The sequence below is a fragment of the Paracoccus versutus genome, assembly GCF_000763885.1.
Taxonomy (GTDB): Bacteria; Pseudomonadota; Alphaproteobacteria; order Rhodobacterales; family Rhodobacteraceae; genus Paracoccus; species Paracoccus versutus.
Genome location: NZ_JRKO01000049.1, coordinates 1 through 15023 on the forward strand (window position 1 = coordinate 1; position 15023 = coordinate 15023).

Below are 15023 nucleotides of genomic sequence, written 5' to 3' on the forward strand. Positions count from 1 at the left end.
TCCCCAGGGGGAGGATGTTTGAAGGAGGGGGCTTCCAGCCCCTTCCTTCATGGGGGTGAGCGCGAGAGGGGGGCGGCCACGCCCCTCTTTCGTCAGCGCCGGCGGCCGGTCGATCCGGCCGGCGGCGCTTCGGCTGCCAGCGGCAGGAACGGAAGGCGGCCGGAGCCGCCTCCCGTGGCCAGGTCAGTCGCCGGCCAGGCGGCGGATGACGGCACCGACGGGGTGCCAGCCGATATGCGTGCGGCCCTGGGCGACGAGGATGCCGACCGCGGTCGGGTTGGCTTCGATATCCCGGACGGCCTCATCCAGGTCGTCGAACGGTGCCATATTCAGGATCTCGATGGGCCGGCCCTGCGCGTCGATCCCGACCTGGATATAAAGCGGTGCCCACTGCACCTTTTGCAAGGACCGCTCGGCCAGGCGGATGAGGAGGAAGGCAAACCTGCGCTCGCGCCAATACTCCCTGCTGCCGCCGTCGATGCTGGTGATTTCCCGTTCGGTCATGGCATGTCTCCTTTTGCGCTCTGACGGGAGGAGGCCGCACCGTCGCCGCAAGGTGTCGGGGATCGCGCAGCGACCGCCCCCGGGCGGCGAGTGGGGGAGCCGATTTCCTGACGACGCCCTTGGGCGGCGGCTGGAAATTGGGGGAACCGCTCGTCCTCGACAGCGCAGCGGCAGGTGCAAACCTCCGGACGACAGAGCGCAAAAGGAGACATTTAAAACCGGGGGAGGTCTGGAGGGGGTGCCCCCCGCCGGAGGCTTCCCGGCCGGTCGATCCGGACGGGGGAGCCTTCTCTTGCCGACGTGGCCACGAGGCGATCGGCCAGAGACATGGGGAAACCCGGCGGCTGGAACCGCCGGGCCTCGAGCCTCCCGCTCAGGAGGGGATGTCGTCTTCGTCGATGAACCGGCCCTCGTCCTCGTCGCCGGTCTCGGACGGCTGCGCCCGGCTCAGGAAATCCACCGTCTCGGCGACGATCTCGCAGCCGTAGCGGTCGTTGCCGTCCGCATCCTGCCACTTCGTGTAGTGGATGCGGCCGCGCACCAGGACTTTCGTGCCGGACTCGCAATATTGCTGGATGGTCCGGCCCAGGCCGTTGAAGGCGACGACGCGGTGCCATTCCGCGTCCTCGACCCGATAGCCCTTCTCGTCGCGGACGACGCGGCCTTCCGAATAGCGCGGGCGCGAGGTGACCAGCTTGAAGCGGGTGACATCGGTGCCGCCGCGGGTGGTGCGGGTTTCGGGGGCCTGGCGGATGGCGCCGGCGAGGATGACGATGTTCTGCATTGTCTGTCTCCGTTGCTTCTCCGGAGGGACCATTCCCTCCGACGAGACCCGGCCAAGTCCGTCGGGAGGCACCTGCAACTGACGCCCCCTTCGGGCGGCAGCTTGCCCGCAAGGCTTCGGAGTGGTGCGGGCAGCCGCGCGCCCCGCGCGGCAACACGGTCCGGAGCCTTGGGGGTTGCCGGTGAAAACCGCACGGAGTTAGGGGATCGGAAAGGCGGAGGGATTGGTGCGTCCGGGGGGCATGACGGGGACGGATCGCAGAACGGCGGCGTTCTCGCCGGTGCCGTCCTGTCCGCATGGCCCCCGGGACCCGCACCACCCGCAGCGGTGCCGCTTCGCTTCGGCTTGCTGGTCATCCTTGCGTCCGCCGCCGGAAGGCCGGGGCGTTCGGGACGGGAAGGACCGGGCTATCGGGTCGAGGACGCGGGATGGCATGGCTGCCGTTGCCTCGGCACTGGGCCGGATCGTCCGGCAATATTGCGGGGCCGGCAGGACGCTGGCCGCATCGCGGCGGGCATCGACTGCACGGAATGGCAGGATGCGGAAGGCGGGGACCGTTATGGCAGCGGGGTCGGCGGCGGGGTGGATTTCCGTGCCGGGCGTGCTGGCCGGGACCGATGGGGGCGAGGGCCGGTTCGTCGGCGACGATGACATCCTTCTTGCGCGGGGCTAGCGGCCCGGTGGTTCCAGCCGCCGGGTTTCCCATGGACGAGAAAGATCGCGGGCATCGGAAGCAGGTCGCGCGGTCAGATTGCCCGTCGGCGCCGGAGGGTCGGCGGGGTCGAAACAATGCCTGCCACGAATGGCGGTTCAGGGCGATCCCTGCTTCATCGCCTGTCGCGCATGCTGACGGCGATGCCGCCCATGATCGCGGCGGCCCCCAGCAGGTGATAGAGATGCAGGCTTTCATCCATAAACAGCACGGCAAGGATCACGCCGAACACCGGGATCAGGTGGATCGAAAGCCCCGCCCGCGCCACGCCCACCCTCGCCACGGCCATGTTGTAGAGCAGATAGGCGCCGACCGAGGGGAAGATGCCGAGATAGGCCAGCGCCGCCACGCTGGCGCCGGTCCAGATCGGCGCCGGGCCATGCGCATGTTCCCACAGCCAGACCGGCAGGAGGGCGATCAGCCCGACGGTGATCTGCGCGCCCATCAGGCCGATGCGGTCGATCCCGGCGGGAAAGCCGCGCAGCCAGACCGTATAGAATGCCCATGAGATCATGCCGCCGAAGACGATCAGATCGCCCCGCGACAGGTCCAGCGCCAGCAGCCGCTCGGGCACGCCTTGGGTCAGGATCGTCAGCACCCCGGCGAAGGACAGCAGGATCGCGGCGATCTGCCTGCCTCCGATCCGCTGCCGGAAGGTGATCGCAGCCACCAGCAGGATCAGCAGCGGGATGAGCGAGTTCAGCAGCAGCCCGTTCGAGGCCGTGGTGGTCCGCAAGCCGACATAGATGAAGGCGTTGAACGCCACGATCCCGGTCAGCGAGACGGCGACGAGCCGCAGCCAGTGCCGACGGTAGAGATGGAAATCCCGGCGCATCGGTGCGATGGCAAAAGGCAGAAGGATCAGGAGCGCGATGATCCAGCGTCCGGTCAGCAGGGTGAAGGGCGGCACCATATCGCGCATCATGCGCCCGACAAGGAAATTGCCTGCCCAGAACAGCGGCGGCGGCAACAGCAGAAGCAGCCAGATCCAGCGGAAACGCTCCTGTTCGGCCTGTTCGACGGTCGTGGCCATCAGCGCAGCAACCACGCGCCGACCGATGCGGGCAGCCGATCGGCGACCCGCAGGCCTTTGGCATCGCATCCCCGGGACAGCGAGGTGGCCTCGGCCTTTTGCGAAAGCGCGCTGAACCGGAGGCGTTTCTTGTACATCGGTCGGACCCTTCTGAAGCGGGGCCTCGATAGCGCGCGCGGCATCCCCGGGAAACCTCAAAACAAGCGGCATCACCCTTTCCCGCCTCCGGCATGATCCGGACGGGCTCCGATATGGGTGGTCTCCGCCCGTCCGGATCATGCCGCGTCGTTCGCGCTGCCGCATCAGCCATGGGCGCACCTGCCGATATCTTCGCCTTGCCTTCGCGAGCCGGGCCATGCCCGGCGAGCGCGATTTTGTTTGGTGCCTTTCCCATGCGCCGCGCACGCGCGACGGCCGCCGATCCGATGGACCGGCGGCCGTGGTGTTGCGGGTGATCGTCCGACCTATGGCCGCAGCGGGCGCCAAGGTTCATCCGTCCCGGCCGGGCGCCAGGTCAACCGGCGGCACCGGAACGTGGCCCAGGCGTAAAGCAGCGGCTCCATGCCGTGCCACCAGTCGGCCGCGATGTCGCCGCAACGGCCCTCGAACAGCAGCCTGCCGCGCGCGGTGTAAAGCCGGAACTCCACCGGCAGAGCGTCGCCGTCTTCGGGCTTGCCGTGGGCGGGGACTCCGTCGGCGTCCTCGCCCAATCCAATGCAACCGCCGTGATGGTCCTTCGTGACAATCCAGCGCATGTCGAAATCCTTTCCGTAAAGCTGTGGGGTGTGGCGCCCGCCGCGGGGGCCGGCGCCAAGTGACGCGGCCTATGCCGCCGCCTTCCGGTCCCGCTCTTGCAGGGCCGCCATCCGCTTTCCGGCAGTCTGGTAATGCGCCAGGTCCAGCTCCACCCCCAGCCAGTCGCGGCCCAAAAGATGCGCCGCCGCCAGGGTCGAGCCGCTGCCACTGAACGGGTCCAGCACCAGATCGCCGGGTTTCGTGAACGCGCCGATCAGCCTGCGCAGCGCCGCCACCGGCTTCTGCGTCGGGTGCAGCTTGTTGCCGGTATAGGGGAAATCCAGCACATCGGGCACAGGGCTAGCCGGCAATTCGGGATCGCCCTTCGCCAGCAGATAAGCCTGCTCGTGCTCATAGCGCAGGAACCGCGCCGAGGAGGCGTAACGCTTGCGGAACACCAGATGCCCGACGATGCGGAAACCCGCCGCCTTCCATGCCTCCACGAACAAATCGACCTTGTTCCAGCCGTAGAAGCTGACGCAGAAACCGCCCTGCTTCAGAACCCGGTGCATCTGGGCGAAGGCCGGGCGCAGCCAGCGGGCGTTGTCGTCATTGGCGACGGTGCGGCCCTGCCGGTCGCGGAAGCGGGTGACATAGGGCGGATCGGTCAGGATGAAGTCCACCAAGCCGGTGCCGAACGCCTGCATCGCCAGGGTGCAATCGGCATTGATGACGAGGTTGCGGGGGGGGCTGGTCTTGCCAGTCATGTCTCTGTCCTTTCGGGTTGGGGTTCAGGGCAGCGAAGCGCCTGCTCCTGAACCCTTGCCCGTCGGCGAGACCGGGGGTGTAAGGCGCAAGAGAAGTCTTTGGCACCGTGGAATAATTGGAGGGGACCCGCTTGCGGGGAGGAGGCCGTTTATGCCGCGAAAGGCCGAAGAGTTTTCTTGCGGCGCGCCTGGGGCAGCGCCCCAAGCCCTTCACCTCAGAACAAATGGCTTATTGCATTATTCTTCTTTCGACCCTTGCCCTGTCTTCGGGAGTGATCGGAAGGATCGCATGACTGCGGTATGGCCGTAACGACCGGGATCAGGCCTGCGGCGCCAGTTCTCCGAACCCATTCAGATTGATCAGCGCGGCGATGCCGGTGATCAATCCGGCGGTGCCGCAAAGCAGTTTCAGCGCGATGGCGGATTCGATGGCGGTATGGGTGACGCCATGGACGACGGCATATCCGGCGATCATCGCCGGGATCACGAAGACGGCCCGCGCCAGCAGGCCAAGGATCGGGTTCCTCGCCTTGAACAGCGCCAGAAGCACCAGCCCGACCGACAGCAGCGCGGCGGTTGCTGCCGCAAGGACCGAGAGCAGGAACCCGGCCTCGGTCGCGTGGATGAAACGGAAGGTCTCGACCGCGACCATCACCGGCAGGGCCCAGGTGGCGAGATACCAGGCGATGACGCAAAGCGCGGCAGTGAGCATGACGGCAAGCAGGATCAGGATCATGGAAGCCTCCGGATCAAGGGGATCGGGGATCGTTCACGACAGGCTGCCAGAAGGTGATACGCTCCGCCTGCGACCAGGGTTCACTACGCCGTTGCTGCGAAAAACAGCATTCCCAACACCCTGCGATGGGTCAAGCGAACGGGCGGAAGACCGGACAGATGATGCGGATAGATGCCGAGAGCGCCCGGCGGCCGGCTATACACTGCCGGGGGACGGCCCAAACTCCCCTGTGATCAGTGCGTTGGCAAGGGACGCGTCGTAAAAATGACACGCGGGGGCGAACCTCGGATTCCGGCGGCTTCCCCGGCTCGCCCTCCGGGGATATGCGGCGAACAGGCATCGCTCGCGGAGACACTGACTTGAAAATCGCCGTTTACGCCCTTGCGGCTTCTTTCCTGGCCGGCGCCTCGTTCGCCGGTGGCTTCGCCGCTCCGGTCGGGCCGGCTGATGTCGCGCCAGCCGCCGCCGAGACCGACTGGACGGGCTTCTATGCCGGCCTGCATTATGGCCAGGGCGAATTCACCGCATCGCGCGGCCGGGCGAGCGCCGATCTGGGCGACATCGACGCCTTTGGTGTGCATCTGGGCTATCTGCGCGACATGGGCCGGTTCGTGCTGGGCGGTGAGCTGGACTACAACAATGTCGACCTGCAGAACGGGACGGCCGGCAGCAGCGACATGTGGCGGCTGCGTGGCCGCGCGGGCTACGACATGGGGCGGTTCCAGCCCTATCTGACGCTTGGCGTGGCGCGGCTGTCGGATTCCGGCGAATCGGAAACCGGGGTGACCTGGGGCTTCGGCGGCGATTATCTGGTGAACGACACTGTTTCGCTTGGCCTGGAATACAGCCGGTCGAGTTTCCAGAACGTGGTGGATACCGACATCGACCTGGACGCCGACCTGCTGCAGGTCCGTGCGTCCTATCGGTTCTGAAGGACCGCGTGCAGGCGATCCCCGATCAGGCGATGCGCAGGTTCTTCGCGACGAAATCGGCCCGCGCCTCGATTCCCGCCAGCGGCAGTTCGACGATCCGGTAGCCAAGCCGAGTATAAGTCTCGGCCATGATCCTGCCGGTCGCCTCGGCTTCCAGACTGTCCTGCTTGCGCTCCGTATCCTGCGTGAAGATATCCTCCCAATAGGGCGCGAGAAAGACATGCCTGTTATAGGGACATAGCTTCGCCGCCGCCTCGACATGGGCAGGAACGGGCAGACCGCAAAGCGTGAGATAGCCGATAACATCGGGAATGCCACGATCCATGATGACGATATCCGTCATCGCCGCGGCCTCGTGCCAGGACCGCATTTCCCAACTCAGCATGAGTTCGGCGAAGGCCGCCCGGTCCGCCCAAGGCAGGGCCGATCCGCCGATCCTGACCTGATCCTGTATGATAGCACGACCGGCCTCCGGCATGCTGCGATAGCCCCGCCAGATGAGCGCCTCGATCAGGCTGCTCTTGCCCGAGCCGGGACCACCGGTCACGACGAATATATGATCGTTCATGCGTCTTCCTCAAACTGGCGTCGTCATTGGCGCAGGGACAAGATGGCCGAAACCAGACCAGCGCCATGACCTAGCTCAGGCTGCATGACCAATACTGAGCCGAACAGGGGGACCGGGGCGGGCGATCAACCCCCGGCGCTTCGGATGATATCAGGCCACTGTCCCGACGATGGGCTGGCGCCGAGGATTCCTCCGATCCCGGCCAGGATGTTACGCGTCCCCTGCCTTCTCGATGGTTTCCCGCAGCCATTCGCGCCATCGCGGCTGGCTCGCCGCAGCGCGTTCCCCGGCGTCCTCGCCATAGAACCAGAAGCTCATGCTGGCATTCGTCGTCCCGCCCATGCCATAGGTCCCGATCAGCGCGATGCCGGGCGCGGGCTGCTCCAGCCGCAGCAGGACGTAGCGCTGGCTGTCGCCCTGCTCGATATATTCGACGGTGCCGGACAGGGACTCGGGCGCTTGGAGGGCAAATGTCTCGCCGGTATCCGTGCCGGCAAGCCCGAGCCCATGGGTCAGCCGCTTCCAGACCGCCAGCTGGGGCGCCTCGACGCTCGCCATGGCAAAACCCACAGCCGCCTGCATCCCGGCGAAATGCGCAAGGTAGAGCCGCAGCACCTGGAAGAAGCCGGGCCAGCCGCCCTCGAATCCCTCCATCTGGTCGTCCCAGTCGTCGGTCGAGGCGAACAGCGAATGGACCATGCGGATGACGCAGCGGCTGCCCGATCTGGCCGTCACGGTGATCTCGGTGGCCAGCGGCGGCGCCCCCTCGGCCCAGTCGCGCTCGACATAGCCGAAGCGCGAGGGCGGCTCCCATATCGTCACTTCGCCGGTGGATTCCCCGTTCTCGCCCATGTCGAAGCGCAGCGCCCCGCCGACATGTTCGTCGATCGTGGCCGGGGTGAACCAGGCGGTATTGCCCGGCCCGGTGGCGATCGCCTGCCAGACCTGTTCGGGCGTGCCGGGCACCAGCAATTCCATCTCGACCCAGCGCTTGCCGCTGTCGTCCTTCTTGACGGGCATGAGGGATATCCTTTCAGGGTTGGGCCTCGTCCGGGGCCGGATAGGCTGCGACGATCAGCCGGTGCGGCCGGCCGGCCGGCGCGCTTTCGTCGTGATAGCGCGTCGCGAGCGCCGCGACGGCGTTGGTCAGATCGGCGGCGAAGGCGGCCCGCTCGGCCGGCGAGCGGAAGCGGATGGTGCTGTCGATGGACAGCGTGGCAAGCCGCTTGTCCTTTTGCCGCGCGGCGCGCCACAGGGCGCCCACCTCGCGCAGGATGCGGGCGGCGAGCGCGATCAGATAGCTCGCCGACAGACGGTCGTTGCTGCGGGCCGGATCAGCACCGATCGGTCCCAGGGCCGCGGGCGAGACGACGTAAGAAGCCGCCGTCGCCGCCATCAGCCGCTCGATCAGCCCGCCCCATTGGCGCTGTTCCACCGCCCTGACAAGGCCGTGATCCTCCAGCACCCGGAGATGATAGTTCACCTTCTGGCGTGTCAGCCCGACGCGCGCGGCGAGCGAGGCGGCCGATGCCGGCTCGGAAAGCTCGGCCAGTAGGCGGGCCTTGATCGGGTCCAGCGCAGCCACGGCAGCAGCGGGATTGTCGATGACATCGAGATCGAGCATGGAGGCATCATCACATTGACAGATATTTTTGTCAATGCGGGTTGCCGCGACCTTTGGGGCCGGTCCCGAGGATTGTCGGCAGGACAGGCGTGGCCATGACTGCGGCGCGGCGGATACGGACCAGCACCGGCATCCGCGCCACCGTGACCAAACCTCGTATTCGGCTCGCGAGCGCGATGCGCTGGCCTGGACCACGGCACCGCCCCTTCCGACGCGCCGGATTTGGACCGCGCTTTTCACGAAGCGCAGGCCTGGGCGATGGACAGGCTGTTCTCATAGAGATGATGGCGGGTGATCCGGCCATCCTCGACCGTGAGGCGCAGGGCGAAAGGACCTTCGAAGGATTTGCCCGTCGCCCGCACTGTGCCCGACAGATGCCCCATCAGGACGGCGTCGGCGCCATCGACAAGCAAGGCATCGACCGAGGCCCGCACGTCCTCGGGCACCGTATATTGCATCAGTTCGGTGAACTGGGCCGCGCAGTCGGCAGCGGTGGATCGCGGCCGGATCCAGGGGGCGGCCGGGTTCTCGGCAAGCAGCCAGTCCACCTCATCGGCGAACAGCGAGGCCAGGCGCGCCGTGTCGCCCGCCAGCCGGGCGGCGAGGAACTGCTGCACGACGGCCCGGGTCCGGTCGGCGACGTCCTCGGCAGACGTGGTGGCTTGCGACGGCGGGCGGTGGTAGTCTTCAGGCATGATCATCTCCTTAAAGCGGGTGCCGCCCTGCCGGATGGCGGGGCGATGCCCCTTCATCGCGAATCGGCGTTGCGAAAGCGATTACCCCGCAGGTAATCGTTTCGCCGCCGCGCCTGCGTCGAGCGTCCTGCCATGAGCGACGTGACCGGCAGTGCGGGGGAATTGCTGCGCCGATGGCGGCAGAGGCGCGCGCTCAGCCAGCTTGCGCTGGCAAGCGAGGCGGAGATTTCCCAGCGTCATCTCAGCTTCCTGGAGTCCGGGCGATCCCGGCCAAGCCGGGACATGGTGCTGCATCTCGGCGAAAGGCTGGACATTCCGCTGCGGGAGCGCAACCTGATCCTGTCCGCAGCGGGCCATGCACCGCATTACCCGCATCGCGGGCCGGATGCCCCGGAACTCTCGGCTGTGCGCGGGATGATCGACCGCGTCCTGCAAGGCCATCTGCCTCATCCCGCCCTTGCGGTGGATCGCCACTGGACGCTCTTGGCAGCGAATCCGGCGGCCCTGAAGCTGATGGCCGGCGTCGCTCCGCATCTGCTGGAGGGCGAGGTCAATGTCCTGCGGCTGAGCCTTCACCCCGACGGGCTGGCCCCGCGCATTCTCAACCTGCCGGAATGGCGTGCCCACCTGCTGGCCCGGCTGAAGCACGACATCAGGCAGTCGGCGGATCCGACGCTGGCCGCGCTTCACGACGAAATCGCCGCCTTTCCGTTCCCCGCAAGCACGACGCCACCAGCCTCGGATCCCGACCGGGAAGGGCGCATCGCGGTGCCGCTGAGGCTGCGAAGCGGTGCGGGGGCCCTGTCCTTTCTCAGCACCACCACCGTCTTCGGCACCGCCACCGACGTGACCCTGTCCGAGATGACCATCGAGGCGTTCCTTCCAGCCGACGACAGGACTGCCAGGGCAATGATGCAGGCCGAGGGCTGAGCGCTTTGGAAACCGGTGACCGCGTCTGACTGCTGGGGAAAGGTTGCCGCCAACCGGTCTTCCAGGCGGTAGAAAGACCGCAGCACGCGACGAGATGCTCACTGGCCGGCTGGAACTTTGCGCATTCCCCTGCTTTCGCTATGCTTGGGAGATGCAGCGCTCCGGTCGGCTTCTTCAACTCCTGCAGACGCTCCGTGAGCGGCGGGGCGCCGTCACGGCAAAAGCCCTGGCGCAACGGTTCGACGTCTCGGAGCGCACGATCTACCGCGACATGGAAACCCTGCTGGAACTCGGCGTGTCGGTCGAGGGCGCAGCGGGCACGGGTTTCGTCCTGCGCCCGGGTTTCTTCCTGCCGCCGATGGCCCTGACGCAGGACGAAGCCGATGCCGTCCTTCTGGGCCTGCGCTTCGTGCAGGCGCGCGGCGACAGCGAGATCGCGAAGGCCGCCGATACCGCCCTGATCAAGATCGCGGAGGGCATGGGAGACGGCGCCGAGGCACGGATGCGCAGGAGCGGCCTGACCGTCGGCCCGTCCGAGAACGGTCGACCGGAGGAATTGGCGGCGATCCGGCAGGCCATGCGGAATCGCCGGAAATTGCGGATCACCTATCGGGCCCAGAACGCGATTCTGCGCAGCCGCATCGTTTGGCCTGTCGCGCTTGGTTTCCTCGACCGGGCCGAGATGCTGGCAGCATGGTGCGAGTTGCGGGATGGCTTCCGGCACTTCCGGCTCGACCGCATCGACGCCCTGTCCCTGCTGGAGGAAGAGATCCCGCGATCCCGCGACAACCTTCTGGCCGCCTATCGCCGCAGCGAACCTCATGCGAATATCTGAGCCCCGGCTCCTGACATCTTCTGTCGATTCCCGATGGTAAACCCCGACCCATCAATCGGAAAGGAGATCGGGATGCATATCATTCTTGGCGGAACCGGGCGGGTCGGATCGGCGGCGGCCCGCGCGCTGCTGGAGCAAGGACAGGAGGTAACGGTCGTCACCCGCGACGAAAGCCGTGGCGAAGAGCTGAAGCAGGCGGGCGCGAGGATCGCCGTTGCCGATATCCGCGACGTCGATGCCTTGCGGCGGGTATTCCGGACCGGCCGGCGCGCCTTCCTGCTCAACCCGCCAGCTGACCCGTCGGGCGACACCGATGCGGAAGAGCGCAGGAATGTGGCGGCCATCGTTGCGGCGCTGGAGGGGTCGGGGCTTGAGAAGGTCGTCGGGCAATCGACCTATGGGGCCTTTGAGGGGACGCGCTGCGGCGATCTTACCGTCCTGCATGAATTCGAGCGGGCATTGATGCAGCAGCCCATCCCCGCCGCGATCAACCGGGGCGGATATTACATGAGCAACTGGGCCGGAATGGCGGAAGCGGTGCGGATCGGCGGCAGCCTGCCCAGCTTTCTTCCCGCCGATCTCGTGATTCCGATGGTTGCGCCGGCCGATCTTGGCCAGGCGGCCGCGCGACGTCTCATGTCGGGCACGGAGGACGTCGGCATCAAGCATGTGGAGGGGCCGGACCGCTACACGGCCAAGGACGTCGCCGCCGCCTTCGCGCGGGCGATGGGCCAAAAGGTGGCGGTGCAGGAGATCCCGCGGGATGCGCTGGAGGACGTCTTTCGACAGTCCGGGTTCTCGGCAGCGGCAGCGGCATCCTATGCCTGCATGACCCGTCGGCTGATCGACGGCAAGGCCGACACGACGGATCAGCCGATCCGGGGCAGAATCTCGTTGGAGAGCTATGTCGCTTCCGTCCTGGGCTAACTGGGAGCCGATGCCGACCCTTGTAGCCTTCGCCTGCCGCCCCTAGATTCCGCCCATGATGTTCATGTCCACATTCTTCCCGCTGATCTGAACGGCCCTGCCCGTACGGCGCGTTCGCGCCATCAGATCGATACCGGCGCCTGCGATCCAGGCGCCAAGCGGAGAATGCATCATGACCAATTCCAAACCATCCGGCCTGACCGAGCGTCAGGTCCAGAACTTCATCGACAACGGCTTCGTCAGGATCGACGGTGCCTTTTCCACCGATCTCGCCCGGCAATGCCGGGACGAGTTGTGGGCGGAGATGGGCCTTGCGCCCGACCGGCCCGAAGGCTGGACACAGCCGATCATCCGCATCGCGTCGATGTCCACCCCTGCCTTCGTCCAGGCCGCCAACACCCCGCTGCTGCACAGAGCCTACGACCAGCTTGCCGGGCCGGGGCGCTGGATCCCGCCGCGGGGGCTGGGCAGCTTCCCGATCCGCTTTCCCTCGCCCGATGCCCTCGGCGACGACGGCTGGCATGTGGATATGAGTTTCGGCGACAGCCCGGATTTCATGGAGTGGCGGGCCAATGTCAAAAGCAGCCGCCGCGCCCTGCTGATGCTGTTCCTGTTCTCGGATGTGGGACCCGACGACGCGCCGACCCGGATCAAGAAGGGCTCGCATATGACCATCGCGCGCGAATTGCTGCCCCATGGCGAAGCCGGCGCGACGCTGCGGCAATTGTCGGCGGACGGCTATGCCTCGACGGAACGCTGCCCCGAGGCGCTGGCGACGGGCGCGGCAGGCACAGTCTATCTGTGCCACCCGTTCCTGGTCCATGCGGCGCAACCGCATCGGGGGTTGCGGCCCCGCTTCATGGCGCAGCCGCCCCTGCTGCCCAGGGGCGAGTTCGACCCCGCCCTGCCGCCCTCGCCGGTCCAGATCGCGATCCGCAGAGCCTGCGGGCTGACCTACTGAAACCGCCAAGGTCCGGGGCTGCCATGCGGCCCCGGATCCAGGCAAGTTCGGGCTTGTCGGCAATGGCATGTCGGGCAAGATGATCGGGCCACTCGCGGAGAGTTCCATGCGCCCCTGCCTGACCGCCCTTGCCCTGTTCTGCCTGCCGCAGGCCGCCTTGGCCGAGTGCAACGGCGAGGTGCTGATCTCCTGCGATACCGGCAAAGGCAGGCACCTCGAGGTCTGCATCGAGCCGGGGGATTCCCAGGGCAACGGCGCCTTCACCTATGCCTTCGGTCCCAAGGGGCAGCCGGACCTGACCCTGCGCGAGGAACTCAGCGCCGGCACCGCCACGCCCTGGAGCGGCGTCGGCAGGGCGATCTGGGAAAGCGTCGCCTTCCGCAACGGCGGCCACAGCTACGAGGCATGGCACAGCGTGGACCGGCTGACGGAAGACCCAACCCTGGAGGCCGGCGTCAATGTCCTGCGCGGCGAGGACCTGCTGGCCTCACTGACCTGCGAAAGCGGGCCCGGCACGGTGATCGCGCCCCTGTTCACCATTCACGACGCGATGACGGCTGCGGGCTTCTGCCGCGACCTGAACCGCCACGAATGGCGGCGGGGCGGTTGCGGCTGAGCCCCTACAGCCTAACGGTCCGGTCCAGCGCCAGCCTGTCGAGGAACGCGGCATCGTGGCTGACCACCAGCAGCGCGCCGTCATAGCCGGCCAGCGCCGCCTCCAGCGCCTCGGTCGCGTCGAGGTCCAGATGGTTCGTCGGCTCGTCCAGGATCAGCAGCGGCGGCGGCACGGCCTGCCCCAGGGTGCAGGCCAGACCCGCGCGCAGCCTTTCGCCGCCGCTGAGGCTGTCCGCCTGCCGCAAGGCGTCATCCGCACGGAAGCGGAAGCGCGCCAACGCCGCGCGGGCCTGGTTCTCGTCGGCCTGCGGGTTCAGGCGCAGGAAATTCCCGCGCAGGGTCAGGCCGGGGTCCAGCAGGCCCAGATGCTGGTCCAGCAGCGCGAAGGGAACCCGCAGATCGACCGTGCCTTGCAAGGGCGCCAGCCGCCCCGTAACCAGCGCCAGCAGCGTCGTCTTGCCGCTGCCGTTGGGGCCGTGGATCGCGATGCGCTCGGGGCCCGTGATCGCCAGCGACAGATTGCGGATCACCGGGCGCGCCGGATCATGCCCGCCGGTCACATGGTCCAGCCGCAGGACCAGCCTGCCCGGCGGCAGGCCGGTCGGCGCGATCCGCATCTGCAAGGGCTCGATCACCTCCAGCTTCTCGCGGGCTAAGGCCAAGGCGTCCTCCGCCTCGGCCATCCGCGCCTCGCGCAGGCGGAGATGCGCACCGCCCGCCGCCTCGGCCTGGTCCTTCCAGGCGTCGAGGATGATGCGCGGCTGGCCCCCCTTCAGATGCAGGTGCCGCCCGGCGCGGTCCTTGCGCGCCTTGCGCTCGGCAGCCTGTTGGGCGCGGCGGCGGGTCTCGGCACGGGCCTTTCCGGCATCGGCCAGATCGCGGCGGGCGGCATCCAGTTCCACCTGTTTCAGCGCCCGATAAGTGCTGTAATTGCCGCCATAGCGGGTCGCGCCAAGGCTGGTCAGTTCGACGATGGCATCCATCCCTTCCAGCAGTTCGCGGTCATGGCTGACCACGATGGCCGCGCCGCGCCAGCCCCGGATCAACTCGGCCACCGCCCGCCGCCCCTCGCGGTCGAGATTGTTCGTCGGCTCGTCCAGCAGCAGCAGATCGGGTTCCGCGAAGACCAGCGCGGCCAGCGCCGCCCGCGTCCGCTGCCCGCCCGAAAGCGAGGCCAGCGGGATATCGGGCGGAACGGAAAGCCCGCAGCGCAGCAGCGCGGCCTCGATCCGCGCTGGCAGGGTCCAGTCGGCCTGCGCGAGATCGTCGGCACCGGCCAGCCCGGCCTCGGCCCGGTCCAGCAGGGCCAGCGCGGGGCCTGCGTGAAACAGATCGGCGATGCTGCCCATGGGCGCGGGTTCGACGTCCTGCCGCAGCACGACCAGGCGCGGCGGCGCATGGACGCTGCCCGATTGCGGCGCGAGTTCGCCCGTGATCAGGCGCAGAAGCGTGGTCTTGCCGCTGCCGTTGCGCCCGACGAGGCCGGTGCACTCGGGGCCGAAGCTCAGGTTCAGGCCGGTAAAAAGCGGGGTGCCGTCAGGGGTGGTGTGTGACAGGCCGGAAAGCGTGACGGAGGCAGGCATGGGGCATAACTTCTCGCAGCGGATTCGGACGGGCGAAGGCGGCGGGAAGATTGCGCATGGCGAAAGGGCCTCATGGGTCGGT

Annotated in this window: 18 protein-coding genes; 6 read left to right on the top strand and 12 right to left on the bottom strand. The window is 67.5% G+C overall.

What is annotated here, in order from left to right:
- Positions 1-183: 183 nt before the first annotated feature.
- The 7 genes from IT40_RS19725 to IT40_RS19750 all read right to left on the bottom strand — a co-directional run bounded on the left by IT40_RS19725 (position 184) and on the right by IT40_RS19750 (position 5271).
- On the bottom strand, positions 184-504 hold the full coding sequence (locus tag IT40_RS19725) for a hypothetical protein (RefSeq protein ID WP_036758850.1): 321 nt from the start codon (positions 502-504) through the stop codon (positions 184-186).
- 373 nt (positions 505-877) lie between these two features.
- Positions 878-1288 carry a single-stranded DNA-binding protein gene (locus tag IT40_RS19730; protein ID WP_036758853.1) on the bottom strand — a complete coding sequence of 137 codons (411 nt, stop codon included), beginning with the start codon at positions 1286-1288 and terminating at the stop codon, positions 878-880.
- An 827-nt stretch (positions 1289-2115) separates the two neighbouring features.
- Positions 2116-3033, bottom strand: a complete 918-nt coding sequence (locus IT40_RS19735; protein ID WP_036758857.1) for a DMT family transporter — start codon at positions 3031-3033, stop codon at positions 2116-2118.
- Positions 3033-3170 (bottom strand): hypothetical protein, encoded by a 138-nt coding sequence (locus IT40_RS28815; protein WP_157034089.1) that lies wholly within the window; start codon positions 3168-3170, stop codon positions 3033-3035. The genes IT40_RS19735 and IT40_RS28815 overlap by 1 nt, the downstream gene beginning before the upstream one ends.
- A gap of 327 nt (positions 3171-3497) precedes the next feature.
- Entirely contained in the window at positions 3498-3788 is a 291-nt protein-coding gene (locus IT40_RS19740) for a hypothetical protein (protein WP_036758861.1), read from the bottom strand.
- 69 nt (positions 3789-3857) lie between these two features.
- Complete coding sequence (locus IT40_RS19745; protein ID WP_036758864.1) at positions 3858-4535, bottom strand: DNA methyltransferase; 678 nt, start codon at positions 4533-4535, stop codon at positions 3858-3860.
- A 319-nt stretch (positions 4536-4854) separates the two neighbouring features.
- Positions 4855-5271 (bottom strand): hypothetical protein, encoded by a 417-nt coding sequence (locus tag IT40_RS19750; protein ID WP_036758868.1) that lies wholly within the window; start codon positions 5269-5271, stop codon positions 4855-4857.
- Positions 5272-5630: 359 nt separating this feature from the next.
- On the opposite strand from IT40_RS19750, the gene IT40_RS19755 reads away from it, so the two are divergent.
- Positions 5631-6203, top strand: a complete 573-nt coding sequence (locus tag IT40_RS19755) for an outer membrane protein (RefSeq protein WP_036758871.1) — start codon at positions 5631-5633, stop codon at positions 6201-6203.
- Between the two features lie 25 nt (positions 6204-6228).
- Here IT40_RS19755 and IT40_RS19760 read toward each other — a convergent pair whose 3' ends face one another.
- The 4 genes from IT40_RS19760 to IT40_RS19775 form a co-directional block, all read right to left on the bottom strand.
- A complete protein-coding gene (locus IT40_RS19760) occupies positions 6229-6771 on the bottom strand; it encodes an AAA family ATPase (protein ID WP_036758874.1) in 543 nt (180 codons plus the stop codon).
- A gap of 210 nt (positions 6772-6981) precedes the next feature.
- Positions 6982-7791: an SRPBCC family protein gene (locus IT40_RS19765; protein ID WP_036758886.1), complete on the bottom strand. Its 810-nt coding sequence runs from the start codon at positions 7789-7791 to the stop codon at positions 6982-6984.
- A gap of 13 nt (positions 7792-7804) precedes the next feature.
- Positions 7805-8395: an ArsR/SmtB family transcription factor gene (locus tag IT40_RS19770; RefSeq protein ID WP_036758888.1), complete on the bottom strand. Its 591-nt coding sequence runs from the start codon at positions 8393-8395 to the stop codon at positions 7805-7807.
- A 236-nt stretch (positions 8396-8631) separates the two neighbouring features.
- Entirely contained in the window at positions 8632-9090 is a 459-nt protein-coding gene (locus tag IT40_RS19775) for a nuclear transport factor 2 family protein (protein ID WP_036758969.1), read from the bottom strand.
- A 132-nt stretch (positions 9091-9222) separates the two neighbouring features.
- Here IT40_RS19775 and IT40_RS19780 point away from each other — a divergent pair, with 132 nt between their 5' ends.
- From IT40_RS19780 to IT40_RS19800, 5 genes are all read left to right on the top strand, one after another.
- The gene (locus IT40_RS19780; protein WP_036758890.1) at positions 9223-10020 is read left to right on the top strand and encodes a helix-turn-helix domain-containing protein; all 798 of its coding nucleotides are present in this window, start codon (positions 9223-9225) and stop codon (positions 10018-10020) included.
- 151 nt (positions 10021-10171) lie between these two features.
- Positions 10172-10855: a helix-turn-helix transcriptional regulator gene (locus tag IT40_RS19785; RefSeq protein WP_036758892.1), complete on the top strand. Its 684-nt coding sequence runs from the start codon at positions 10172-10174 to the stop codon at positions 10853-10855.
- 72 nt (positions 10856-10927) lie between these two features.
- Positions 10928-11782, top strand: coding sequence for an NmrA family NAD(P)-binding protein (locus tag IT40_RS19790; RefSeq protein ID WP_036758903.1), 855 nt, complete (start codon positions 10928-10930; stop codon positions 11780-11782).
- A 172-nt stretch (positions 11783-11954) separates the two neighbouring features.
- Positions 11955-12743, top strand: coding sequence for a phytanoyl-CoA dioxygenase family protein (locus tag IT40_RS19795; protein WP_036758906.1), 789 nt, complete (start codon positions 11955-11957; stop codon positions 12741-12743).
- A gap of 106 nt (positions 12744-12849) precedes the next feature.
- Positions 12850-13359, top strand: coding sequence for a hypothetical protein (locus tag IT40_RS19800; RefSeq protein WP_052096169.1), 510 nt, complete (start codon positions 12850-12852; stop codon positions 13357-13359).
- A 4-nt stretch (positions 13360-13363) separates the two neighbouring features.
- On the opposite strand, the gene IT40_RS19805 is transcribed toward IT40_RS19800, so the two are convergent.
- Positions 13364-14941, bottom strand: a complete 1578-nt coding sequence (locus tag IT40_RS19805; RefSeq protein ID WP_036758909.1) for an ABC-F family ATP-binding cassette domain-containing protein — start codon at positions 14939-14941, stop codon at positions 13364-13366.
- Between the last annotated feature and the right edge of the window lie 82 nt (positions 14942-15023).

Excerpts from the sequence above, each read along its gene's own strand:
- IT40_RS19740 (WP_036758861.1), bottom strand. The coding sequence starts at position 3,788 with ATGCGCTGGATTGTCACGAAGGACCATCACGGCGGTTGCATTGGATTG.
- IT40_RS19750 (WP_036758868.1), bottom strand. The coding sequence starts at position 5,271 with ATGATCCTGATCCTGCTTGCCGTCATGCTCACTGCCGCGCTTTGCGTC.
- IT40_RS19780 (WP_036758890.1), top strand. The coding sequence starts at position 9,223 with ATGAGCGACGTGACCGGCAGTGCGGGGGAATTGCTGCGCCGATGGCGG.
- IT40_RS19795 (WP_036758906.1), top strand. The coding sequence starts at position 11,955 with ATGACCAATTCCAAACCATCCGGCCTGACCGAGCGTCAGGTCCAGAAC.
- IT40_RS19785 (WP_036758892.1), top strand. The coding sequence starts at position 10,172 with ATGCAGCGCTCCGGTCGGCTTCTTCAACTCCTGCAGACGCTCCGTGAG.
- IT40_RS19805 (WP_036758909.1), bottom strand. The coding sequence starts at position 14,941 with ATGCCTGCCTCCGTCACGCTTTCCGGCCTGTCACACACCACCCCTGAC.
- IT40_RS19790 (WP_036758903.1), top strand. The coding sequence starts at position 10,928 with ATGCATATCATTCTTGGCGGAACCGGGCGGGTCGGATCGGCGGCGGCC.
- IT40_RS19775 (WP_036758969.1), bottom strand. The coding sequence starts at position 9,090 with ATGCCTGAAGACTACCACCGCCCGCCGTCGCAAGCCACCACGTCTGCC.
- IT40_RS19770 (WP_036758888.1), bottom strand. The coding sequence starts at position 8,395 with ATGCTCGATCTCGATGTCATCGACAATCCCGCTGCTGCCGTGGCTGCG.
- IT40_RS28815 (WP_157034089.1), bottom strand. The coding sequence starts at position 3,170 with ATGTACAAGAAACGCCTCCGGTTCAGCGCGCTTTCGCAAAAGGCCGAG.
- IT40_RS19765 (WP_036758886.1), bottom strand. The coding sequence starts at position 7,791 with ATGCCCGTCAAGAAGGACGACAGCGGCAAGCGCTGGGTCGAGATGGAA.
- IT40_RS19760 (WP_036758874.1), bottom strand. The coding sequence starts at position 6,771 with ATGAACGATCATATATTCGTCGTGACCGGTGGTCCCGGCTCGGGCAAG.
- IT40_RS19745 (WP_036758864.1), bottom strand. The coding sequence starts at position 4,535 with ATGACTGGCAAGACCAGCCCCCCCCGCAACCTCGTCATCAATGCCGAT.
- IT40_RS19735 (WP_036758857.1), bottom strand. The coding sequence starts at position 3,033 with ATGGCCACGACCGTCGAACAGGCCGAACAGGAGCGTTTCCGCTGGATC.
- IT40_RS19725 (WP_036758850.1), bottom strand. The coding sequence starts at position 504 with ATGACCGAACGGGAAATCACCAGCATCGACGGCGGCAGCAGGGAGTAT.
- IT40_RS19730 (WP_036758853.1), bottom strand. The coding sequence starts at position 1,288 with ATGCAGAACATCGTCATCCTCGCCGGCGCCATCCGCCAGGCCCCCGAA.
- IT40_RS19800 (WP_052096169.1), top strand. The coding sequence starts at position 12,850 with ATGCGCCCCTGCCTGACCGCCCTTGCCCTGTTCTGCCTGCCGCAGGCC.